General features: G+C 45.7%; 24 protein-coding genes. 17 read left to right on the top strand and 7 right to left on the bottom strand.

The window, feature by feature from the left end; all coding sequences use genetic code 11:
- Nucleotides 1-18: 18 nt before the first annotated feature.
- From BAZ21_RS04400 to BAZ21_RS04370, 7 genes are all read left to right on the top strand, one after another.
- Complete coding sequence (locus BAZ21_RS04400) at nt 19-591, top strand: hypothetical protein (RefSeq protein ID WP_068497464.1); 573 nt, start codon at nt 19-21, stop codon at nt 589-591.
- Between the two features lie 66 nt (nt 592-657).
- A complete protein-coding gene (locus BAZ21_RS04395) occupies nt 658-882 on the top strand; it encodes a hypothetical protein (RefSeq protein WP_068497463.1) in 225 nt (74 codons plus the stop codon).
- Nucleotides 883-1,285: 403 nt separating this feature from the next.
- The gene (locus BAZ21_RS04390) at nt 1,286-2,734 is read left to right on the top strand and encodes a SulP family inorganic anion transporter (protein ID WP_068497461.1); all 1,449 of its coding nucleotides are present in this window, start codon (nt 1,286-1,288) and stop codon (nt 2,732-2,734) included.
- A 218-nt stretch (nt 2,735-2,952) separates the two neighbouring features.
- Complete coding sequence (locus tag BAZ21_RS04385; protein WP_068497458.1) at nt 2,953-3,618, top strand: amino acid ABC transporter permease; 666 nt, start codon at nt 2,953-2,955, stop codon at nt 3,616-3,618.
- A complete protein-coding gene (locus tag BAZ21_RS04380) occupies nt 3,599-4,276 on the top strand; it encodes an amino acid ABC transporter permease (protein ID WP_068497456.1) in 678 nt (225 codons plus the stop codon). The genes BAZ21_RS04385 and BAZ21_RS04380 overlap by 20 nt, the downstream gene beginning before the upstream one ends.
- 18 nt (nt 4,277-4,294) lie before the next feature.
- The gene (locus BAZ21_RS04375; RefSeq protein WP_068497454.1) at nt 4,295-5,050 is read left to right on the top strand and encodes an amino acid ABC transporter ATP-binding protein; all 756 of its coding nucleotides are present in this window, start codon (nt 4,295-4,297) and stop codon (nt 5,048-5,050) included.
- 42 nt (nt 5,051-5,092) lie between these two features.
- Complete coding sequence (locus tag BAZ21_RS04370; protein ID WP_068497452.1) at nt 5,093-5,968, top strand: cysteine ABC transporter substrate-binding protein; 876 nt, start codon at nt 5,093-5,095, stop codon at nt 5,966-5,968.
- A 194-nt stretch (nt 5,969-6,162) separates the two neighbouring features.
- Here BAZ21_RS04370 and BAZ21_RS04365 read toward each other — a convergent pair whose 3' ends face one another.
- Complete coding sequence (locus tag BAZ21_RS04365; RefSeq protein ID WP_068497450.1) at nt 6,163-6,432, bottom strand: helix-turn-helix domain-containing protein; 270 nt, start codon at nt 6,430-6,432, stop codon at nt 6,163-6,165.
- A gap of 142 nt (nt 6,433-6,574) precedes the next feature.
- On the bottom strand, nt 6,575-6,817 hold the full coding sequence (locus BAZ21_RS04360; protein WP_068497448.1) for a helix-turn-helix domain-containing protein: 243 nt from the start codon (nt 6,815-6,817) through the stop codon (nt 6,575-6,577).
- A gap of 172 nt (nt 6,818-6,989) precedes the next feature.
- On the opposite strand from BAZ21_RS04360, the gene BAZ21_RS04355 reads away from it, so the two are divergent.
- Nucleotides 6,990-7,349: a hypothetical protein gene (locus tag BAZ21_RS04355; protein WP_068497447.1), complete on the top strand. Its 360-nt coding sequence runs from the start codon at nt 6,990-6,992 to the stop codon at nt 7,347-7,349.
- A 419-nt stretch (nt 7,350-7,768) separates the two neighbouring features.
- On the opposite strand, the gene BAZ21_RS04350 is transcribed toward BAZ21_RS04355, so the two are convergent.
- Complete coding sequence (locus BAZ21_RS04350) at nt 7,769-9,004, bottom strand: PHB depolymerase family esterase (protein ID WP_068497445.1); 1,236 nt, start codon at nt 9,002-9,004, stop codon at nt 7,769-7,771.
- A gap of 371 nt (nt 9,005-9,375) precedes the next feature.
- Between BAZ21_RS04350 and BAZ21_RS04345 the strand changes: the two genes are divergently transcribed.
- The 5 genes from BAZ21_RS04345 to BAZ21_RS28815 all read left to right on the top strand — a co-directional run bounded on the left by BAZ21_RS04345 (nt 9,376) and on the right by BAZ21_RS28815 (nt 13,746).
- Nucleotides 9,376-10,920 (top strand): phytoene desaturase family protein, encoded by a 1,545-nt coding sequence (locus BAZ21_RS04345; protein ID WP_068497442.1) that lies wholly within the window; start codon nt 9,376-9,378, stop codon nt 10,918-10,920.
- The gene (locus BAZ21_RS04340; RefSeq protein ID WP_068497441.1) at nt 10,892-11,506 is read left to right on the top strand and encodes a TetR/AcrR family transcriptional regulator; all 615 of its coding nucleotides are present in this window, start codon (nt 10,892-10,894) and stop codon (nt 11,504-11,506) included. The genes BAZ21_RS04345 and BAZ21_RS04340 overlap by 29 nt, the downstream gene beginning before the upstream one ends.
- A gap of 479 nt (nt 11,507-11,985) precedes the next feature.
- The gene (locus BAZ21_RS28820) at nt 11,986-12,147 is read left to right on the top strand and encodes a hypothetical protein (RefSeq protein WP_176718094.1); all 162 of its coding nucleotides are present in this window, start codon (nt 11,986-11,988) and stop codon (nt 12,145-12,147) included.
- 51 nt (nt 12,148-12,198) lie between these two features.
- Nucleotides 12,199-13,554 (top strand): branched-chain amino acid transport system II carrier protein, encoded by a 1,356-nt coding sequence (gene brnQ, locus BAZ21_RS04335; RefSeq protein ID WP_141694939.1) that lies wholly within the window; start codon nt 12,199-12,201, stop codon nt 13,552-13,554.
- A gap of 30 nt (nt 13,555-13,584) precedes the next feature.
- Nucleotides 13,585-13,746 carry a hypothetical protein gene (locus tag BAZ21_RS28815; protein ID WP_176718093.1) on the top strand — a complete coding sequence of 54 codons (162 nt, stop codon included), beginning with the start codon at nt 13,585-13,587 and terminating at the stop codon, nt 13,744-13,746.
- Here BAZ21_RS28815 and BAZ21_RS04330 read toward each other — a convergent pair.
- From BAZ21_RS04330 to BAZ21_RS04320, 4 genes are all read right to left on the bottom strand, one after another.
- A complete protein-coding gene (locus BAZ21_RS04330; protein ID WP_068497435.1) occupies nt 13,728-14,288 on the bottom strand; it encodes a hypothetical protein in 561 nt (186 codons plus the stop codon). The two genes, BAZ21_RS28815 and BAZ21_RS04330, sit on opposite strands and share 19 nt — an antisense overlap.
- A 90-nt stretch (nt 14,289-14,378) precedes the next feature.
- Nucleotides 14,379-15,008, bottom strand: coding sequence for a hypothetical protein (locus BAZ21_RS04325; protein ID WP_068497434.1), 630 nt, complete (start codon nt 15,006-15,008; stop codon nt 14,379-14,381).
- A 29-nt stretch (nt 15,009-15,037) separates the two neighbouring features.
- On the bottom strand, nt 15,038-15,196 hold the full coding sequence (locus BAZ21_RS28810) for a hypothetical protein (RefSeq protein ID WP_176718092.1): 159 nt from the start codon (nt 15,194-15,196) through the stop codon (nt 15,038-15,040).
- 75 nt (nt 15,197-15,271) lie between these two features.
- Entirely contained in the window at nt 15,272-15,916 is a 645-nt protein-coding gene (locus BAZ21_RS04320; RefSeq protein ID WP_068497432.1) for an immunity 50 family protein, read from the bottom strand.
- Nucleotides 15,917-16,309: 393 nt separating this feature from the next.
- Between BAZ21_RS04320 and BAZ21_RS04315 the strand changes: the two genes are divergently transcribed.
- The 4 genes from BAZ21_RS04315 (at nt 16,310) to BAZ21_RS04300 (ending at nt 21,536) form a co-directional block, all read left to right on the top strand.
- Nucleotides 16,310-17,890, top strand: coding sequence for a DEAD/DEAH box helicase (locus tag BAZ21_RS04315; protein ID WP_068497431.1), 1,581 nt, complete (start codon nt 16,310-16,312; stop codon nt 17,888-17,890).
- A 212-nt stretch (nt 17,891-18,102) separates the two neighbouring features.
- On the top strand, nt 18,103-19,047 hold the full coding sequence (locus BAZ21_RS04310; protein ID WP_068497429.1) for a cation diffusion facilitator family transporter: 945 nt from the start codon (nt 18,103-18,105) through the stop codon (nt 19,045-19,047).
- 135 nt (nt 19,048-19,182) lie between these two features.
- Nucleotides 19,183-20,196 (top strand): LCP family protein, encoded by a 1,014-nt coding sequence (locus tag BAZ21_RS04305; protein WP_068497427.1) that lies wholly within the window; start codon nt 19,183-19,185, stop codon nt 20,194-20,196.
- A gap of 176 nt (nt 20,197-20,372) precedes the next feature.
- Nucleotides 20,373-21,536, top strand: a complete 1,164-nt coding sequence (locus BAZ21_RS04300) for an AI-2E family transporter (RefSeq protein ID WP_068497423.1) — start codon at nt 20,373-20,375, stop codon at nt 21,534-21,536.
- Nucleotides 21,537-21,583 lie beyond the last annotated feature (47 nt).

Here is a 21,583-nt window from a genome sequence, read left to right as displayed (position 1 = left end):
AAGGATGAGCCATGAGCCATGGATACCTATAAGATCAATACCACTCCAATCCATCATCTCCAAATAACAGATGTACTATGGCACCGCCTGACTACTCCTTATGGTAGGGGCACGGAGTTGCCGCAATTGATATCCAATGGGGAGTATGCAGCAATCGCTGATCTGATAGAGCATCAAGGTACATTATGGCAAGTTACGCCGTGGGTGTTGCTCTTCTTATTACGCAATATACAGACGAGAAGGCCGGAACGTATTACGCTGAGTGAACTGGAATTGTATCATGCGGTCGTTGGGGCACTGGAGATGGTACAGGAACAAGCCGATTCACAGCAGTCTGTGGAAGCCCTGACCATGCTATTGGACGAAAAATATCTATGGCCTGAAAACAGCGATCCCGAAGAAGATGAACTGGAGTGGGAAGAGGAGGAAGCACGCGGCTATGATCCTGTGGCATTTTGGAGCTACTATGATTATAGCTATCGGTTATTGAAGCAAGCTCTCCCTGACTTTGAAAACATGCTCCAGAACAATTCCGAACCTGATATAGCTGAAGCCTTATCTGAGCTGGTGCAGGAATTGCGAAAATTTTAAATATAAGAAAACAACAAATCAACCGAGCTATGACCGGAATCTATTCTTTGCTAAGGAGTGTTTCTAGTGGCAAAAAAATTAACGGATATACATCGTATACGCCTCCTAAGTCTCCTTCGTGATATTGGGTTTGAGCCATCAAAGGTTACTATAGAAAATAAACAAGGGGAGACTGAGGTTATTGATTTAGAGTCTCCGTTGCCGAAAGGGTTGCAAGCTGTCTTGAATTCCCGAGGCAGCCTAAGCAAGGAGCAGTTGCTTGAGATCGAAGAGAGTGTTAAGATGCTTTGATTCTTGCGACAGCTATTATAAACAGATTGGTGCTGGTTACGGCGGATCAAGATTTGCAGTTTGCCGAGTCCGAATATGAGGTTAAGGTGATAAACTTTAACAGGCCAGAGTCTTAGAAATTGCGAAAATTTTAAATATAAGAAAACGAATCATATGAAGAAAACAGGCGATATTTCAAGAAAATGAGTGGTTTCTTTCCGTAAATAGCCTTTTACCCAATTCGTTTCTGCGAATCTCTTACGTTATAATGATGGACTGAATATAACGGACGGGTTCGTTTGAGAGAGACGAGCTGAATGAAGGAGAGCCATTGCGATTGACCGCTGGACGGGTGCCCGAACAACATTGGGTTGCAGGTCAATACGCTGCTCTCCGTAAATATAGGAGGCTGGAACGAGACTGTATGAAGCTTAGACAACAATGGTTCGGTAATATCCGGGCCGATATACTCGCGGGCATGACCGTGGCGCTGGCGCTGATTCCGGAGGCCATTGCCTTCTCGATCATAGCGGGTGTCAATCCCATGGTCGGACTGTATGCCTCCATCTCCATGGCTATTGTTATTTCTTTTGCAGGCGGTCGCCCTGCGATGATCTCGGCAGCAACCGGGGCTGTAGCGGTACTGGTCGTCGGCTTGGTGAAGGATCATGGCGTGGAATATCTGTTTGCAGCTACCATTTTGGCAGGGATTATTCAGGTGCTGCTGGGTGTTTTGAAAATAGGCCGGTTTATCAGCTTTATTTCGCAGCCGGTCATGACCGGGTTTGTGAATGCACTGGCGATCCTCGTCTTTATGGCGCAGCTTACCCATTTTCATGGAGCGAACTGGATCATGTATGCGATGGTAGCGGGTACGCTGCTCATTGTGTATATTTTACCAAAATTCACAAAAAGCATTCCTGCTCCACTGACGGCTATTATCATCATGACGATCATTACGTATGTATTTGGATTGAATGTGAAGACCGTAGGAGATATCGGTACGCTAACCAGCTCCTTGCCTTCATTCCATTTGCCTCAAATTGAGTGGTCGTGGCACACGTTATGGATTTTGCTGCCGTATTCTTTTACGATGGCACTGGTCGGATTGCTGGAGTCGCTGCTAACAGCCAGTATTCTGGATGAAATGACCGAGACGAAAAGCGATAAAAACCAGGAAGCTCGCGGGCAAGGGATTGCCAACTTTATAAATGGCTTTTTTGGCGGTATGGGCGGTTGTGCGATGATCGGGCAATCGGTCATTAATGTCAGCTCGGGCGGCAGAGGACGTTTGTCCACTTTTACGGCAGGGGTGTTTTTGGCCTTTTTGCTGTTAGTGCTTGGCGGGGTTGTAAAGGAAGTGCCAATGGGCGCATTGGTGGGCGTCATGTTCATGGTGTGTATCGGAACTGTGGACTGGAATGCACTCCGAAATATTGCAAAGGTACCCAAGGCAGACACGTTTATTATGGTTATGACGGTGATCATCGTGGTGGCCACGCATGATTTGTCCAAGGGTGTGATCGCGGGCGTACTGCTGAGTGCATTGCATTTTGGCTGGAAAATGGCTAAAATCCGCATCAGTACGACAGAGGATAGCGATGAAAAGGTGTACCATGTTGCGGGTCCGATGTTTTTCGCTTCAACCACTCATTTTGTCGATTATTTTGAACCTGCGGATGATCCGAAGCGCGTCGTGGTGGATTTTAGCCATTCGCATGTTTGGGATCACTCGGCGGTTACTGCCATTGGCAAGGTGCTGCAAAAATACAGGAAATCCGGCAAATCCATCACCCTGCGGGGGCTAAATGAGGAGAGCCGTTTGATTGTAGAGAAGCTCGGCGGTCCCTTGGTTACAGAGCCGCTTGTGTGATGAATCGTATAGCATAAATCAAAGCCTGAAATGGAATTTATCTATTTCAGGCTTTTTTTATTTATTTTTGAGATGAAATAATATATTTTTCCTAAATCATAGATAAATATGACAAATTTTTGTCGAAGTATTGACGTAATAATTGGGCAGGAATACAATCATTGTTATTAAGCATAGCAAATACATAGGAATAATTGAAAATTGAAAGGTATACACATATGAACTTAGACTGGGAGTTTATCGTAGAGAGCCTGCCGTTATATGGAGAAGCCATGTGGCTGACGTTGAAGATTGCCTTTTTTGCCATTCTGTTTTCACTCGTCGTCGGTTTGCTGTGCAGCATCGTACTGTATTACAAGGTGAGGGGAATCAGCGGCATCATCGCAGCCTATATTGAGCTTTCCCGAAATACACCGCTGCTTGTACAGTTATATTTTCTGTATTACGGGTTTACGAAAATAGGCCTGCATATGAGCGAAATGACGTGTGCCATTGTAGGCATGACCTTTTTGGGCGGGGGTTATATGGCCGAGGCGTTCCGTAGTGGAATTGAAGCGGTGAGCAAAACCCAGACGGAATCCGGGCTGAGCCTTGGATTGTCCAAGATACAACTGGCGAGATATGTTATTTTGCCACAGGCTTTTGCCATCAGTATTCCGTCCTTGGGAGCGAATGCGATTTTTTTGCTTAAGGAGACTTCCATTGTTGGCGCTATTGCGTTATTAGATCTGATGAATGTGGCAAAAGACCTGATCGGCATGTACTACAAAACGGCAGAATCGCTCATTCTGTTGGTACTGGCATACCTCGTCCTGCTTTTGCCTTTGTCGATGCTGCTGACGTGGGTGGAAAGGAAGGTGCGATATGCTGAGTTCGGGGATTAATGTGCTTTTTGAAGGCTCCAATTTGGAGCGCCTATTAGGGGGATTGCTCGTTACGCTGGAGATTGCGTTTATTTCAATTGTGATCGGTACTCTATTAGGCATCCTGATGGGGCTGCTGCGCACCTTAAAATCAAGGCCGATTCGGTTTGTGCTGAGATTCTATTTGGAGACATTTCGCATTATTCCGATTTTGGTGTGGTTGTATGTCGTGTATTTTGGATTTACCCCTTTGCTGAATGTGAATATCAGCGGGGAATTGACGGCAATTATCGTATTCAGCTTGTGGGGAGCGGCGGAGATTGGTGACATCGTTCGTGGTGCGTTGGAATCACTGCCCAAGCATCAGGTGGAATCCGGGCAGGCATTGGGACTGACCTATGGGCAACTATACCGACATGTGCTCATTCCCCAGGCGGTGCGCCGAATGCTTCCGGGTTCTATTAATCTGGCGACACGGATGATCAAAACAACGTCCTTAGTGGTGCTGATCGGTGTAGTGGAAGTGATCAAGGTCGGGCAGCAGATTATTGAGCTTGGTGTAATCAAAGCGCCTTCGGCATCCTTTTGGGTGTACGGCTTTATTTTCATATTGTATTTTCTCGTATGCTATCCGTTATCCAGGCTTTCCAAAAGATTTGAACGCAGATGGCAAAATTAGCAGGATGGAGTGGGTGTCATGGGAGAAGCGGTGGAGGTTTTACTGGAAATTCGAGGGCTGCACAAAAGCTTCGGGGAACGAAAAGTGCTGCAGCAGATTAGTTTGGACGTAACGAAAGGGGAAGTCGTCGTTATTCTCGGTCCTTCGGGATGTGGAAAAAGCACACTCCTCCGATGTCTCAATGGTCTGGAGCCAGTCCAGGGTGGGGATATCCGCTATAGAGGACAGGACCTGACAGAAAAAAAAGTGAACTGGCGTGAGGTGCGGCAGCATATCGGAATGGTGTTCCAGAACTATGAGCTGTTTCCGCATATGACGGTCTTGGAAAATATATTGCTCGGCCCGCTTAAAGTTCAGCGAAGAAACAAGCAGGAGGCACTTGAGCAAGCGGAGCAGCTATTGGAGCGAGTGGGTCTGCTGGATCGCAAAGATGCGTATCCGAGACAATTATCAGGCGGGCAAAAGCAACGGATTGCGATTGTGCGCGCCCTGTGTATGAATCCCGAAATTATGCTCTTTGACGAGGTCACCGCATCCTTGGACCCGGAAATGGTCAGAGAGGTGCTGGATGTCATGCGAGAGCTGGCACACCAGGGCATGACCATGATTATCGTGACGCATGAAATGGGCTTTGCCAAGTCGGTAGGAGATCGTATCGTTTTTATGGATCAAGGACAGATATGTGAAATGACTACGCCACAGCAATTTTTTACCCAACCGCAAACAGAGCGTGCCCAGCACTTTCTGGATATATTTCAGTACGAAAAAGGATGATGGATTATGCAAAATGCCAATAAAACAGGGGGATGAATACAGATGAGAAAAGGAATGAAGTTCACGACGTTATTACTGGCTTTGAGCTTGCTGCTCGTCGGTTTGGCGGGATGTGCAGGAGGCGGCAATACCAACGGTAGTTCAGACTCGGCTAAATTTGCTTCGATTGAGGACATTAAAAAGAACGGCAAGATTCGAATCGGTGTATTCGCGGATAAGCCACCTTTTGGCTACGTGGATTCGGAAGGGAAGAATCAAGGCTTTGACGTTTACATTGCGAAGCGGTTTGCCAAAGATCTCTTGGGCGACGAGTCCAAGGTAGAATTTGTACTGGTGGATGCTGCCAGCCGGGTCGCCTATTTGGAATCCAACAAGGTAGATATCATCATGGCTAACTTTACTGTGACGGATGAGCGTAAAGAAAAAGTCGATTTTGCCAACCCGTATATGAAATTATCCTTTGGCATTGTGTCACCTGACAGCGCTCCAATCACCACGATTGATCAATTGAGGAATTCGGACCAAAAGCTGATTATCGCCAAGGGAACGACGGCTGAAACCTATTTTACGAAAAATTATCCCGACATCAAGCTGCTCAAATTCGATCAATACACAGAGATCTTCTCAGCCCTCAAAGACAAACGCGGCGCCGCCATTGCCAACGATAATACAGAGCTGATCGCTTGGGCAAAGGCCAACCCCGGCTTCACGGTAACCATCCCGTCCTTTGGTGGTCAAGATACGATTGCACCCGCAGTAGCGAAGGGAAATAAGGAGCTGTTGGACTGGATCAACAATGAGCTGGCTACACTGGGCAAGGAAAACTTCGTGCATCAAGCCTACAAGGACACACTGACCTCCGTTTACGGAGAAGGCTTTACGGATCAATTGGTCGTAGAGGGAGGCAAAGTGAATTGATTATTGTAAGGGTTGGGTAAAGAGTGTTTGACACGTTTATACGATCATTTTAAAATGTAATTAAGTTCTAAGTGCTGTAAATCTATATATTTGCATAATGGATTCCTTTAAAGCAAAAAGACCCATACTTCCAAGAGTTGGGCCTTTTTGCTTTGTATAGGCTGATTGAAAATAAAGCTGCTCTCTATGCAGAATTAATATTCATGGGCTTCATCTTCAGGTATATATTCTACAATATCAGCAAGAGTAATCGTACGAGTGAATCTACGCTGGCGGGCAAATCTATTCAAAGCATCAAGTATATGGACTAGTGTTTCCAGTTCAAGTCTTTTGGTTTTGCCATTTACCATATCTATTACAGTAGCCGGACGTATTTTTGCTTCTACGGCCAGTTTATTGCGGGAAATATCAAGTTCTTCTAAAATATCGCCAAGTTTAAAATGATATCTCTCATGAACATTCATTATGAAAAATACTCCTTTATCAGTATAGATTCTAGCTACACGTACTTTGAAATAATGATAACAATTATGCTAAATAACAAGGATAAAAATATCCCTGCCAAGGGCAGAGATATAAGGTGCAGCAGACTATTCTATGAATGAATTAGTGTTTCTCTAGTTCATTTTCAGGTATATATTCGAGAACATCGTGCAGGGTTAATGGGCGACCAGAAAGGCGAATCAGCGTTTCCATTACGGTATTAAATGTTTTAAATTCGATCCGCTTGGATGTATTGTTACACATTTCGTAGATAGTATTGGGTCTGATTTTAGCCTCACGAGCGAGGGCATTTTTAGTAATCCCGATTTCTCGAAGTAATTCTTCAAGTTTGAAAGTAATTCCCATACATACACCTCATTAAAAAATTTAGATAGAATGATATTAACTATTGAAGTTTATCCTTAAAAGTTATAAAATAACTACAAAGGTTGTACTTCAAAGGCTTATGCATTAAGAACTCAACTCAACAACCTTTCATAGAGGACAATGTAGCAGATGTGAAGGGAGCTAAATTCTAATGAACAAAAGTAATTTTGAAAAAGTAAGCCTTATTCTTGGTCCCTGTGACCTTCCGCATATGTATGAGCTTTTTGAGGGCTATCTGATCAAGGACCGTTACGTCATGATGATCGACAATAACGTGCTTACTCTTCGACATGTAAAAAAGGAAAGACATCATTCGCATCTATATGTTGACGGCGATACAGGCGGTATCACTCTTGCCAGACATGTACAACGTGAGGACATAGATGTGATTACCGAGTTGGTCGAACGATTGCGCAACATGGATGCATTAAGTTTTCTTACAGATGAATTGTTATGGAACACATGTCGGGAAGATATAGACTTTGACTTAGTTCGGAATAAAGGACTATGAAAAATAGCGAACGTAAATTCTGTTTCGAATTTTTGTTCTCGTCTTATTTATATAATGTAACACAGAAGCGTAAAAGGGTGAAATGAACACCGCCGTAATAAAGGTACATATTTCCCCGAAAGCTCTTGCATCCTAGTAGATTTAATTATATAATCTTAAATGATAATGAGAATCATAATCATTTAAGTCTTTAGGCACAGACTCCCAATATGAGCCTAAGTGAATAGGGTTAGAGCTTCCAAGTTAACTGCAAATGGCAATACCAGTGTCAAATTTTAGTCTCCTCGTTTTGTTTTTGCACTTGCTCTCCTGATGGTGGACACAGGAAGGCAGGTGCCTTTTTTTTGGATGCTATAAAAAAGCGCCAGACGGGTTTTGAACCAATCTGGCGCTTTAATTTTTAGATATACAAACATCATTTATTTCTTTTGTGCAAACAGCCATTCAATCATATCTTGATTTTGCAAAGCGGGAACCCAGGAGAAGTGTCCTACAGGCTTGATAATCCCTGCTTCATATTCAGTGAAATGAATGAGGTTTCCGTTTTGTGCTTTAATGGCAGCTACCATTTCTTGCGAGTTTTTAGGACTTACGCTAGTATCGTCTGCAGCATGGAAGGCCCAAATCGGAACGTTTTTCAGTACTTCGACGTGTTTAGGATCAACAGGCGCATACATGTTGATGGCTTTTTCATAGTTGGTCAACCCGGCAATCGGCACACCTGCAGCGAACAGATCAAGATCCTTTTCCAACAATCTCCACGTACCCATAGCTCCTTGAGAAATACCAACGATATAGATTCGGTTGGTGTCAATCGGATACTTCAACGCCGTTTCACGTACCAAATCGGCTACAACGCTGTTGCGTGGCTCATCCGCCCAAATGAATTTATGCTCCAGGTCAATCGGGCTTTGTGGAGCGATTACGAAGGATGGGTGTTTGGCTTGCTGCTCAGGAGAAGCCCAAGTGACAGCACCGGCATTTGCCAGCAGGTTGACTCCGTTTCCGTCACCACGCTCCCCGTTTCCGTGCAGGAACACAACCAGCGGGTAGGTTTTGCCGGGCTCTACTTTAGGCTCAAACGTAAAGTAGTTCAGCTTGTAGCCGTCTTTATTTTCAAAGGTGTTTTTTTGGAAATCGTCTACAATGGGTGTCACTTTATTAGTTGCTTTAACAGTTTGCAGAGAAGCAGGAACGACTGTTTTCTTTTGAGTAGCAATATCTTTCTTTTGACTAATGTAATAATTCAACGGATTGATGCGGTTGACTCCACTTGTCGAATCGTAAGTAAGGGTAGTTGCATTTTTATCTTGCGTATCGAGCTCGATCACGACATATTTGCCATGAGTACTGCGGTTGGTGATGGCACCGGTATCGTTGGTATATACACCGGTCACGGTTCTGTCTGTGTATACATCATTGAGTACAGATTGAACCTGAAAGCTGGAAGTGGACAAGGATGCCCCGTTAATGTTGGTGCTGTATTTCAGTACAACGGCAGAAACGACCTCACCCAAAGGCTGTACCTGAGTAAGCAGGGTAGCCTGTGGTGCTGGAACATCGGATGCTGCTGCGGCAGAGCTGGAGGATGGATAAAAGATCGTAAGCAGGAACACGAAAGATAGTAGAACAAGGGCGAAACGTCTTCTTTGCATGAGATTAATCTCCTTTGGTGTTATTTTTTTAAAGCGCTTACCACATATTTGGGACGTTTGACTATATGCTGCTGTATCCATACAAAATGAAAAAAAGGCAAACTCCGGGTACATAAATGTACTCGGGTTTTGCCTTTTCAGTAACAATCCCACTTGAAGGATAGCATCTTCATTGAAATCTGACAAGTGAAAGCGCTACAATTATGGATGTTTTTTTAAATAAATTCAACTTTTGCAACGAAGGAGTGACAAAATCCTGGACGATAAAAAGGAGCTAAAGCCTCTTCCCAAAAGGAATGTTGTGGTATATAATCCTTTTAACTTAACACCGTTAACTAAGATAACGATGTTAACAAAAAGGGGATGAAATCATGGGTAAATATGATGTTATCGTCATCGGTGCTGGATTGGGTGGTTTGTCCTGTGCAGCACGATTGTCTGCGCTCGGTTACCGGACCGCTGTTTTTGAAAGTCATACGCTGGCTGGCGGGTTTGCAACTGAATTTACAAGAAAGGGGTATACCTTTGATGTATCCCTGCATGGTGTAGGTGGACTCGAGGAAGGCAGCTTCGGACAGATGCTAAAGGGCTGCAATGCGGACCAGCGAATTGTGCCTCTCCGCAAAAAGCACCCTTACTCGATTCGTTGGGAAGGGCAGATCATTGATATCCCATCCGATGTGCAAGAATATGTGCAGCTCCTCAAAGACATGTTCCCTGCTGAGCAGACAGCTATCGACAAGCTGTTTGCAGGCATTCGTCGTTTTGGGGCAGGCTTCTCTGCCTTTTCTTCCTCTTCCCCCGGTCTCTGGCGTAAGACAGCGGGGCTGCTCAAAGCAGGAACCTTCTTCCGCTGGACGCAAATGACCACCTGGGATGCTGTAAGCCAGTTTGGGCTGTCTGACCGATTCACGGAGTTTTTCACCGCACTCTGGCCCTATTATGGACTGCCTCCGAAGCGGCTGGCGGCTTTGTACTTTTTTATTCCCTGGCTCGGTTATCATCTGGAAGGAACTTATTACATTCAGGGAGGCGCACAGGCTTTATCCAATGCACTGGTTGCCGCGATTCAATCAACTGGCGGAGAAGTTCACCTGCGTAGTCAGGTATCTGAAATTGTGCTCGTAGGCGGCAAAGCAGCCGGTGTCCGTCTGAAAAAAGGGGATGCCTATGAAGCCAATTGGATTGTGTCCGGTATTAGTCCTCATCATACCTATGGCCGTCTGCTGGAGAATCATGCTGCTGCCCGTCGTGAGCTGGAGGCTGTCAGCAGGCTGGAGACTGGCACATCTCTCACCCAACTGTATCTCGGATTATCATGCGAGCCTCACGAGCTTGGTATTACCGAAGAAGACTTAATTCTGAATGATGTACCGGATTCGGAGATCGATTATGAATTCATGATGAGCGGCCAGTATACCCAAGGCAACTGGATGCTTACCAATTATAACGCCATGGACCCCACACTTAATGAACCGGGTAAAGGCGTTATTGCAGTCACATTTTTGGACAGATTGGAGAACTGGCCTGCAGCACGCTCCGAATATAAAGCCAAAAAGGAAACCGTAACACAGCAGATACTGGAGCGTCTGGAACAGCTGTATCCGGGTTTTGGCAGCAAAGTGGTGGTGGCGGAGCTAGGCACACCGCGGACGATGCAGCGCTATACCGCCAATCCCGGCGGGGCTGTCTACGGCTACGCCCAAACAGTTCGTCAGTCAGGCATAAAAAGGCTGAAGCATAAATCCGTTGTAGAACATCTGTCATTGGTAGGTGCCTGGACACAGCCTGGAGGCGGGTTTCAAGGGGCTATGAACTCGGGTATAATGGAAGCTGATCGTATCGCCGCCAAATTGGGGCAGGCAGAAAGGGCAAGTATATCTACTCATGAAACATATCAAACGCCGAGAACGTGAAAGCAATGAGATCCGCCGAAAAATTATCGAGGCCGCCCGGTCGCTGTTCCTGAATCAAGGGTACGCCGAAGTCTCTATGCGCAAGATTGCGGATCAGATCGAATATTCACCAACGACCATTTATCATTATTTTGCCAATAAAGAAGCTGTTGTCCGTGAACTGCTGCTGGAAGGAAATGCTCTGTTCCTGCAGGCTCTCCAGCAGCGCTTGGAAGAAGCAAAGGCGGCAGGCTTGAATGCCTTGGATAGGCTGAAAACGGTATCTGATGCTTACGTCCGTTTTGGAACGGCTAATCCGGAATATTACAATATCCTGTTCATCAGCGACCTTGAGTCCGTAAGCCCGGTCAGCCTTATTGATAGTGGACGTTTTAAAGGCTTTGAGCTGCTTGAAGCCGGGCTTAAGGCCGCTATGGAAGAGGGTTGCATCATTCAGGGAGATGATCGCCTGATCGCCAGAGCCGTATGGAGCATGCTGCACGGCTTGACTTCTTTGCTCCTGAATTTTGAGCTTCCTATGGCAAAATCGAATGATGAATTGATTTCATTCACTATAGATACTTTTTTCCGGGGGCTAAGCCGCTGACGAAGCGGCTAACTCTCGTCTCCTCACATCATTGTACATGCGAGTCCTCATATGTCGGTTCCACAAGGTTAATCCAAGGTATGCTCAAAATGTACTGTCATCCGTATTCCTTCTCCCCTTACTCCAAAACTCGGCAATGCTGTTTTTGCAAGAATGATACAATTTCATCACATACATATAGGATACACCTGCTTTCTGGCACTTCATCTATAGGGATAGAGTCCAAATGTAAATGAGAGATATGCTATAATCAGGAAATAAATTAGTTATAATCAAGTCTATCGTAATTACGTGGGAACTACAATTTATAAGGAGATGAAGAAGGAAGCTTCACGAAGGGATTCATGAATACCTGAACGTCACGTGCGATAAGAAAGGACTACGGATAGACACCTACGAGCTGTTTGATTGGGACAGTCGCAGACCGGATAAGAAGATTCCTGATTTTACGGAAGGTGTAATGCTCCAGCAGGTGGAAGATGAATGGATGCCCGTTTACGCACGGGCTGACACCACACAGCATTCCGGTGTGGACTGCGATCATTTTGGCGAGCAACGAGTCTGCCAAGCCGCTGAAATCGGCTGAAATTGAAAGTATAGAGCAGGCTGTTCCTGGGGTAAAAGAATTTATACAAAATTAAAAAAAACGAATAAAAATAAAACCATGTGATTTCATGGTTGGAGGATTTATTATGTCAAAAAGTGTTTCTTCGTCCTTTATTATCATTATAGGATCAATGCTATTTGCCTTATTTTTTGGTGCAGGGAATCTAATCTTTCCACCTATGCTTGGTCAAATGGCCGGAAAGAATGTATGGATAGCCAATGCAGGTTTCTTGGTTACCGGAGTTGGCTTACCCTTACTAGCCGTCACAGCCTTTGTTTTTTCGGGCAAAAGCAATTTGCAATCTTTAGCGAGTCGTGTACATCCCGTATTCGGTAATGTCTTTACAACGATCCTTTATCTAGCTATTGGTCCTTTATATGCAATTCCTAGAACCGGTAGCGTATCTTTTGAAATTGGAGTAAACCCTTTTTTTTCAAACGATGCAGATCATCCTGTCGCACTTTTTGTATTTACTATTCTTTTTTTTGCGGTTGCATGCTTGTTATCACTTAACCCCACCAAAATTATTGATGTAATCGGAAAGTTTTTAACGCCCATTAAATTGACATTCATTGGAATACTTGTGGTTGTAGCTCTTATTCACCCAATTGGAAAATTCCAAGAACCTGCTGAGGGTTATACATCGCATGTCTTTTTCAAAGGCTTCCAAGAGGGTTATTTAACATTGGATGCTCTTGTAGCCTTTATTTTTGGAATTATTATTGTGGATGCCATTAAGGAAAGAGGAGCTACTACTAAAAAAGAGTTGATGATCATTTGTGCCAAGGCGATAACTATTGCGGTTATACTCTTAGCATTTATCTATACGTCTCTTTCATACATGGGAGCTTCTAGCGTTGAAAAATTGGGTGTTTTAGGAAATGGGGCTGAGGTGTTAGCTAAGGTTTCATCCTACTATTTTGGATCTTACGGTTCTATTCTATTAGGCTTAATGATTACAGTAGCGTGTTTAACGACAAGTGTGGGGCTTATTACTGCCTGCTCTACCTTTTTCCATGGATTGTTTCCAAACCTCTCTTATAAAAAAGTAGCTGTCATGTTATCTATATTTAGTACCCTTGTAGCCAACATAGGTTTAACACAGCTCATTAAGGTTTCAACGCCAGTATTAATGACAATATATCCCATTGCTATTTCTCTAATATTTTTAACGTTTTTACATCCCGCATTTAAAGGAAAGTCAGAAGTATATCAAGGCAGTTTGATATTAACCTTTATCATTAGTCTATTTGATGGCTTGAATGCTGCTGGAATAAAAATTAAAGTAATTAATGACTTTTTCACTCAGTTTCTTCCACTATATGATGTAGGGTTAGGGTGGTTAATTCCGTCTGTTTTAGGAGGAGTAGGAGGCTACATATTTGTTATGTTAAGGAAGAAAAATAGTCCTAATACCTATGAAGCCCAATTAAATAAATGATTTTACATCTTTTCTTTTGAACTGCCCTGTATGTCAAATCCAAATAAAAAAGCTGCGGCTACTGAAGAATCGGTAGCCGCAGCTTTTTTTTCGTCCGGTGAGCATATACTTGCCTTGCGGAAAGAAGGGGCATTGTCTGCCTTCCCGATGTTTGGCTCTTTTGGACATCATCGTCAGGCCAGTTCTTCCTGAAGGATCTCTGTTTGTAAACCTTTAGCGCTGGTAATCGTAATACTGACTGCATCAAAGCCGTTTCGCTTCGCCTCTTCAAAATTGCATCCTTCGCCGTTGATCAGCTCCAGCTGTCCATTCTCATCCACATCGTCTGAAAACTCGTCATCCCAATCAACATTATAAAAAGCGGTCACGCTTACCTCGAAGGTATCCTCACCATCTTCGTCCAGATAAGGCAACAGAGGAGTACGATGGTTTTGCTGCTCCTCTGTATATGTTTCGCATAGCAATGCATCGTAACCATGCCGGGTTCCATCAAAAATCACGATCTGTTCGCCTGTCGCTGCATCCTCCGCAATCACGAGCTGCGGTGCAAATTCGGTTACGGCGATTAGCTCGTCCATGAGCTCTCCATAATAAAAAATGTGAAACTTCGTTTGCCCGGCCTGTGAACGGAGCTTGCCTGTCCATTCCTGCTCGGTCCATGCCTCTGGATTTTCGGGTACAACCCATCCTTCCAAATAAGCGGGTCCCAATTTAGGATGATGTGCTTCTGCCATCAGTAAGCCCTTCCTTTCTGCTCATTGAGTAATCTTCGTTAGAAGTCTCTTAACCGATCGAACTGCTCCATAAAACCTAAGTCTGTGAGATCATGTCATAGCCAGGGTGACGATTTTATTGTTCTCATCCACGTCTACCTTCACATTTACTCCCAGCTTGTCCTTGAATAGCTTGCTGATATTGATATAGTTATCCTTCACTGTACTACTTGATCTACCGGTGGTGCGACTCATACCTGCGGTGATGATGGAACGAACGTATGCCTTGTCGAGTTTGGCTTCAGGGTTGTAGGTGTAGATCATTTGCTCCTGTTGATTGTAAAAATGGGTTAACACCGTGTAGTCACTTGCGTTCTCATACTGCTTTTCCTCACGAACATATTCGGGATGATCCATGGTGTAGTGGACTTCTCCATCCAGAAAAGGATTTTCCTTGGAGGGTCTGAGTTCATATTGTCCATAGGCTAGCTGAAACAGGTACTCTATGCCAGGGTCCTCCACCTGATAGTAGAGCTGGCGATAGTCTCCTTTTTTATCTATAGCGGTAAAGCTGCTGATTAAAGGCCAGGCGTCGTACTTTTTACCCTTTACCTCAACGGTGAGCTTGTAATGTACAAGCACCTTCTCATCTTGAAATAACCCAAAGCTTCTCATAATGAAATAGGCAGGCACACATAAAATTCCGATAATAACTATGAATATAAATATTTTTACACGCATAAGTAGGGTAATTCTCCTTTGGTGGTCGATTATGTGGACAGCTCCCGTTTGGCCGATACGCCGAATTCCTCGTGTTGCAGCAATTGCTCCAGGGCATGTCGTGCAAAAGGCTGATCTTTATGCGCGCACAGCAGCGCAAAGGCCGCTTCCTTGACTAATATGTATGCATCACTACGAATTAGCTCCAAAGCTAGCACCAGCTCTGCTTCTAAACAAGCTCGTAGTTTTCATCAGGCGTGAGCAGCAGCTCGCGACCCTCCTGTTTATTCATCGAGTTCCGTAATCTCCGCACGGATGCCTCTGCACAGAAAGCTGCCTGATAGTCCTGATAATGCATCAATATCGACGACCATATCTGCTTCTTCATAACGGAAATCAAGCTGCAAAATGATATTTTCTACTTCTACCGGAGTTAATACATGTTCTTTGGTTTCCAGAAATGTAAAAGTTACTGCGTAACGGGGAACGTCCTTGGCAGGAGTCTCCGGGGTGACAGGTGCCTCAGACGAAGGCTCCAGATCCGGAGATTTGGGTACCAGCACGGTAGCGGGGGATAGCTCAATTGTTAGTGTAATCTGGTCTTTCGTCATATTGGCAGCCGTAATTCGGTCATAATGAAAGGGAGGAAAGTAGCCCAATTTTTCTACAATGCTGTCCGCTCCTTGAATAGAAACCGTTGGAGAGAAAGCCAGCTCCAGCCCGATGGAGCCTGTCAGCTGGTTTTCATATTGTGGATTGATACGTATAAGGGCCTGTTCCAACTCTACCTTCAAAATCGTGCCAATAAAATACTGTTTGCCATGAATCAGAACAATATCATGGGGAACGAACGGCAACGCTCCTCCGGCTTGATATTGCATAAGATAGTCGTTATTTGTTTTTTTAACGCTTTGAACTTGAATACGCATGTGCTGCAACCTCCTGAGGGTGTATTGGTGTAACCACGGACATCCATCCTTTATTCATGAATTACCCATTCTCTTACCATAATATATGACATGAAGATGGAATTCATCTTTTGCATTGACTTTGGCATGGTTCATTAAAATCGTTTGGAAACCTGTTCAACTTCGCGTATACTAGGAAAGTCATAAATGGAACGGCCTGAGCCGCCTTGCGGCCGTATGTTGGTTACAGGAACAGATTCAACGATAACGGATAAGCTCCCTTCCTGAAAAGGGGAGAATGAGCACCGATACAAAAATGGGAATTCTGAACTATGGAACGATCGATGTCATATGGCACATGAAACCTATTTTACGTGACACATATTGAATACAGATAAGGGAAGTGAATACGACTTGAAGAATTTTGCAGCATTAGGCGTAGAGCAGCATTGGGTAGACGTCTTGAAAGAGCAGGGAATTACAGCGCCCACCCCGGTACAGCAGGAATCTATTCCGCTGTTGATGCAGGATCAGGATGTTATTGCCGAGGCACATACCGGAACAGGTAAAACGCTTGCGTTTTTACTGCCGATTTTACAGAAAATGAATTTGGAAAAGCGTTATCCGCAAGCTCTTGTGATTGCGCCTACGCGTGAACTGGCGCTCCAGATTACGGAGGAAGCGAAACGATTGGCTGCGATAGAGCCGAATTTATCATTGCTGGCTGTCTACGGAGGACAGGATGTAGAGCGTCAGCTCCGTAAGCTGAAAGGCGGCGCACAACTGATTATTGGTACGCCTGGTCGACTGCTGGATCATCTGAGACGTGGCACACTGGATTTGGGTGGCGTCAAAATGCTGGTGCTGGATGAAGCTGACCAAATGCTGCACATGGGCTTTTTGAACGATGTAGAGACGATTCTTCAGGAGGTCCCTTATCGGAGACAAACGATGCTGTTCTCCGCAACGATGCCAGCCGGTATCCGCAAGCTGGCTCGTGTCTATATGAATGAACCGATAGATGTCAAAGTGAAATCCGCTTCTTCCGTTCCGGTAAGCCAAATCCGTCAGGTGGTTGTGCAAACAACAGACCGGGGCAAGCAACAGGCATTGGTGGATATGCTGAATACGGACCGCCCGTATTTGGCGGTTATTTTTTGCCGTACGAAGCGCCGTGCTGCCAAGCTGAACGAGGAGCTGCAGGAGATGGGCTTCGCAAGCGGTGAGCTTCACGGAGATTTGTCCCAGAACAAGCGTGAGCAGGTGATGAAGGCGTTCCGTGAAGCGAAGCTTCAATTGCTCGTAGCGACCGATGTTGCTGCACGCGGTCTGGATGTAGAAGGCGTCACACATGTCTTCAACTATGATATGCCGCAGGATGCCGAAAGCTATATCCATCGCATCGGGCGTACCGGCCGTGCCGGAGGCAAAGGTGTGGCGGTGACGCTCGCCACGCCAAGGGATGTTCCAGAGCTTCGGAACATCCAGAAGGTTGCTGGTGTCACATTCACCAGCAGTGAGGGTGGCGGGCAGCGTAGACCTGCTCCCGATACATCTGAGCGGCAGGGTGGAGAACGCCGCTCGGGCAGAAACGACCGCCGTTCCTTCGGCGGCGGTGATTCTGGCGGCGGGCGCCGGGGCAACGGCCGTGAACAGGCAGGCCGTCGTGACGGTGCAGGCGGCGAGCGCCGCTCCAGCCGCAGTAGCAGCGACCGCGGCGGATACGATCGCAGCAGCGGCGGTTCCGCACACGGAGGCCGAGGTCGCTCGGCGGGGCAAAGCAGCGACCGGGGCGGATACGACCGCAGCAGCGGCGGCGGTTCCGCACACGGAGGCCGAGGTCGCTCGGCAGGGCAAAGCAGCGAACGTGGCGGATACGACCGTGGCAACGGCGGCGGTTCCGCACGCGGAGGCCATGCAAGTCGCAGTGGACAAGCCAAAGGCGGCCCGCGCGGCGGTCAAGGACAGGGAGGCCGTCGTGGACGGTCCAGATAGTTAATACAGGAGCGTTCTCATAGAATGCTCAGCTATGGTTATCATAATAGCCCCGGAGAGGCTCATCTTCCGGGGCTATTATAATCTACATTTATGCCATCTGAAGGGGCCGTATCATAAGATGGAATAAGCAGCGGAACTGCTTTGAAATAACAGATTAGCGTGTGCAATGGAGTACCTTGTTAAAGAAAATGATGGAGGGGTTATATATTATGCAGGAACAGGATATGGGCAAGCGCGCCATGTTCTCGGCATGGATCAGCCTGATTAGCAACATCCTATTAACCGGCATTAAAATTATTGCAGGACTCATGTTCAACAGTAAGGTGCTGATGGCTGACGGTGTGCATAACGCCGGGGATGTGATTGCCTCTGCAACGGCGCTGGGAGCGATGCGCATATCCAGTCAGCCACCGGATGAGGATCATCCTTATGGTCACGGCAAGGCAGAAGTGATCGGTGCGAGTGTGGTAGCGGTCATCCTGTTCGGGGCCGGCATATTCATCGGCTATCATTCCATTGCGGCACTGTTCGAGCCGATGCCGCAGGAGCATATATTAGCATGGGTGGCGGCAGTCATCTCCCTGCTCTGGAAGCAGTGGCTGTATATTTACACGATTCGTATCGGGAGAGCGGCTAATAGTCAGGGTCTCATTGCGACGGCAAAGGATCATTTGGCTGATGTGTACGCTTCAGGGGCTGCTGTGCTGGGGATCGGCCTCGGTTTGATTGGTGAGCACTGGAGTATTCCGATTTTATCCTACGGTGATCCGATTGCGGGCTTTGTCGTGGCATTGCTGGTCCTGAAATTGGCTTGGGAAATGGGCCGTGAGTCCATAGACGTACTTATGGAGAAGGCCATTGCACCTGAGGAAATCGAAAGCTACGCCGCGGCCGCACTTGGTGTAGCCGAGGTTCAACGTATCGACCGTATCCGTGCCCGTGAACACGGCCATTACATTATTGTGGATATCCGCGCTTCAGTGGATGCTACTTTGACGATTCAGCAGGGACACGATATTATCCGGTTGATCAAGGGGGCTGTCATGAAGCAGGAACCGAGAGTGTATGAGGTGCTTGTCCATTTGAATCCATGGTATCCGAACGACCTCAAAGCTGAGAACTTGACGCAGAAAGACTCTGGAAATAAGTCTTAACAGACACGAGCAACGACCACTTGACAGACCTCTCGGTAGGCTTGTACAGATAGGCTTAATTGACAGCCAACTTGCAGGAAGGGTATGCTTTTAAAAGTCGAACGATGATGAATAAAAGCGAGGTTACCGGACAATATGCGAAAATTTTTAAAATGGCTAGGCATTTCTGTGGCTGCGGTAGTTCTTATAGTGGGTGGATATTATGCTTACTCTATATATCATTTTACGAATCAAATTTCGGTCGCTTCCGGACAGGATTCAAAATTCAAACCGCAAACAGAAAGCCAAGCCAATGTACAACCTGTAGATGTGTCGCTCCCACCGGAGTGGGATGGAACAGAGAGAGTAAATATATTGCTGCTGGGTGGCGATTCACGTGGGGAGGACTCAGGGCGCTCTGACTCCGTGATGGTCGCTTCTGTTGATCCAGTCACGAAGAAGGCTACGCTGATGTCGATTTTGCGTGATACGTACGTCGATATCCCGGGTCATGGGAAGAGCCGATTGAATGCTGCCTTTTCATACGGTGGTCCGGACCTGACCAGACAGACCGTAAGCAACCTGCTGGGCATACCGATTCAATACTACGTATACACTGATTTTAATGGCTTTATTGCGCTGGTTAATGCTGTGGGCGGTATTGATCTGGATGTTGAAAAAGACATGCATTACACATCCAAAGCGGATAAACACCAGTTCGATATTGATCTGAAAAAGGGAATGCAGCACATGGACGGCAAAACAGCCCTGCAATATGTTCGCTTCCGTCATGATGCAACTTCCGACTTTACGCGGACTGAACGGCAGCGTAAATTCATAACCGAGCTGGGCGGCAAAATCCAGTCAACCTCTTCATTGATTAAGCTACCGAGTATTTTAAATAGCATTTCTCCTTATATTGAAACGAATCTAAGTACTACGGAAATGCTGCAACTGGCCTCATTAGGCTTTAATATCGACGCAAAAACGATAGCCAAACAGCAAATCCCACCCAATGAGCTGGTGCGTGGGGAAACGATCAAGGGGGCGCAGGTACTAGGGGTGGACGAAAGCAAGCTTAAGCGATTCATACAAAATCTTTTTGAACAGGAAAACAAGCCTGTGGCCACGCCGACAGATTCTGTCACCACGACAAATGATACTCCATAACCATCCAAAGCAAACGAGGTTCGTACGCTGTCGTACAACTTTGTTTGCTTTTGTGTTTATTGAGGGCAGGATTTTGCAAAATCCTCAGGTATAAACTTGTATATTTTATTGCAAAGATATATCTTAACTATTAAGAAAATAGAACACTTATTTGCCTAAGAGAAGGGGAATGTCATGTGGAAACGACTCCGGCATGGAAAGACCGATTCAAAAAGTTCTTTTTGAACAACAAGTTTGTGTTATTCCTGCTGGTATTGCTGCTCATCGGCTTGAATATTCTGGTGCTCACCAAAATTTCATACATTTTTACCCCTGTCATGGTGCTGCTGAAAACGATTATTCTTCCCGTCATTTTGTCCGGCGTGCTGTACTATCTGTTCAATCCGCTGATCGATGTACTGGAGCGCAATAAGGTAAAGCGAATCTACTCCATTATTGTGCTGTATTTGCTCATCATAGGGATTATTGCTGTTGTGATTACATCGGTGATACCTGTGATCCGCGATCAAATACAGGGCCTTATCCAAAATGTGCCTGCATATAGCCAGCAAGTACAAGTGCAGTTTGAGAAATTAATTGGCAGTGACTTTGTGAACCAGTTCCTGAACACGGTTCAAATCAATCCGTCTGAACTGGCCTCCAAAGCTTCTGAAAAGTTATCTGCCTTCATTAATAATGCTTGGACAGGTGTAGGAAACTTTGTAGGAGTAGTCACGGAAACCGTGCTTGCGATTGCTACAGTTCCATTTATTTTGTTCTATTTGCTGAAAGATGGGCGCAAGCTGCCACAGTCGATCCTGAAGATGTTCCCGCCTATGTTTCGTAAAGAGACTGATCGTATTATGACCGAAATGAACCATCAGGTCAGCTCGTATATTCGTGGACAAATTATTGTCAGCTTCTGTATTGGGGTGCTGCTGTATATCGGTTATTTGATCATTGGGTTGGACTACTCCCTGACGCTGGCAGTCATTGCATCCTTTACGAGCGTTGTTCCCTACTTGGGGCCTGTAATTGCCATTACGCCTGCATTAATTGTAGCTCTGGTCACCTCTCCGTTTATGCTGTTCAAGATGGTTATCGTATGGACGGTTGTTCAGCTCATTGAAGGTAAATTTATTTCTCCACAAATTATGGGCAAATCTCTTCGAGTACATCCGATCACGATCATCTTTGTTATTTTGACAGCAGGCAATTTGTTTGGCGTAGTAGGGATCATTCTGGCGGTTCCAGGCTATGCGGTCTTGAAAGTAATCGTTACACATCTGTTTAGTTTCTTTAAAAAGCGCTCGCATCTTTATGAAGCAGATCAAGTGAAGGCGAGTCTCTACGAAAAATAAATATTTTCAATTTTCAGCCTAAAATATATTTTGCGGTATGAAATCGA

The sequence above is a fragment of the Paenibacillus kribbensis genome (assembly GCF_001705305.1).
Taxonomy (GTDB): domain Bacteria; phylum Bacillota; class Bacilli; order Paenibacillales; family Paenibacillaceae; genus Paenibacillus; species Paenibacillus kribbensis_B.
Note: the sequence above shows the minus strand (reverse complement) of the source record. Positions and strands in the feature narration are given on the sequence as shown.

Coding starts and splice junctions, on each gene's coding strand:
- BAZ21_RS04400 (WP_068497464.1), top strand. CDS start 19: ATGGATACCTATAAGATCAATACCACTCCAATCCATCATCTCCAAATA.
- BAZ21_RS04390 (WP_068497461.1), top strand. CDS start 1,286: ATGAAGCTTAGACAACAATGGTTCGGTAATATCCGGGCCGATATACTC.
- BAZ21_RS04385 (WP_068497458.1), top strand. CDS start 2,953: ATGAACTTAGACTGGGAGTTTATCGTAGAGAGCCTGCCGTTATATGGA.
- BAZ21_RS04380 (WP_068497456.1), top strand. CDS start 3,599: ATGCTGAGTTCGGGGATTAATGTGCTTTTTGAAGGCTCCAATTTGGAG.
- BAZ21_RS04375 (WP_068497454.1), top strand. CDS start 4,295: ATGGGAGAAGCGGTGGAGGTTTTACTGGAAATTCGAGGGCTGCACAAA.
- BAZ21_RS04370 (WP_068497452.1), top strand. CDS start 5,093: ATGAGAAAAGGAATGAAGTTCACGACGTTATTACTGGCTTTGAGCTTG.
- BAZ21_RS04365 (WP_068497450.1), bottom strand. CDS start 6,432: ATGAATGTTCATGAGAGATATCATTTTAAACTTGGCGATATTTTAGAA.
- BAZ21_RS04360 (WP_068497448.1), bottom strand. CDS start 6,817: ATGGGAATTACTTTCAAACTTGAAGAATTACTTCGAGAAATCGGGATT.
- BAZ21_RS04355 (WP_068497447.1), top strand. CDS start 6,990: ATGAACAAAAGTAATTTTGAAAAAGTAAGCCTTATTCTTGGTCCCTGT.
- BAZ21_RS04350 (WP_068497445.1), bottom strand. CDS start 9,004: ATGCAAAGAAGACGTTTCGCCCTTGTTCTACTATCTTTCGTGTTCCTG.
- BAZ21_RS04345 (WP_068497442.1), top strand. CDS start 9,376: ATGGGTAAATATGATGTTATCGTCATCGGTGCTGGATTGGGTGGTTTG.
- BAZ21_RS04340 (WP_068497441.1), top strand. CDS start 10,892: ATGAAACATATCAAACGCCGAGAACGTGAAAGCAATGAGATCCGCCGA.
- BAZ21_RS28820 (WP_176718094.1), top strand. CDS start 11,986: ATGAATGGATGCCCGTTTACGCACGGGCTGACACCACACAGCATTCCG.
- brnQ (WP_141694939.1), top strand. CDS start 12,199: ATGTCAAAAAGTGTTTCTTCGTCCTTTATTATCATTATAGGATCAATG.
- BAZ21_RS28815 (WP_176718093.1), top strand. CDS start 13,585: ATGTCAAATCCAAATAAAAAAGCTGCGGCTACTGAAGAATCGGTAGCC.
- BAZ21_RS04330 (WP_068497435.1), bottom strand. CDS start 14,288: ATGGCAGAAGCACATCATCCTAAATTGGGACCCGCTTATTTGGAAGGA.
- BAZ21_RS04325 (WP_068497434.1), bottom strand. CDS start 15,008: ATGCGTGTAAAAATATTTATATTCATAGTTATTATCGGAATTTTATGT.
- BAZ21_RS04320 (WP_068497432.1), bottom strand. CDS start 15,916: ATGCGTATTCAAGTTCAAAGCGTTAAAAAAACAAATAACGACTATCTT.
- BAZ21_RS04310 (WP_068497429.1), top strand. CDS start 18,103: ATGCAGGAACAGGATATGGGCAAGCGCGCCATGTTCTCGGCATGGATC.
- BAZ21_RS04305 (WP_068497427.1), top strand. CDS start 19,183: ATGCGAAAATTTTTAAAATGGCTAGGCATTTCTGTGGCTGCGGTAGTT.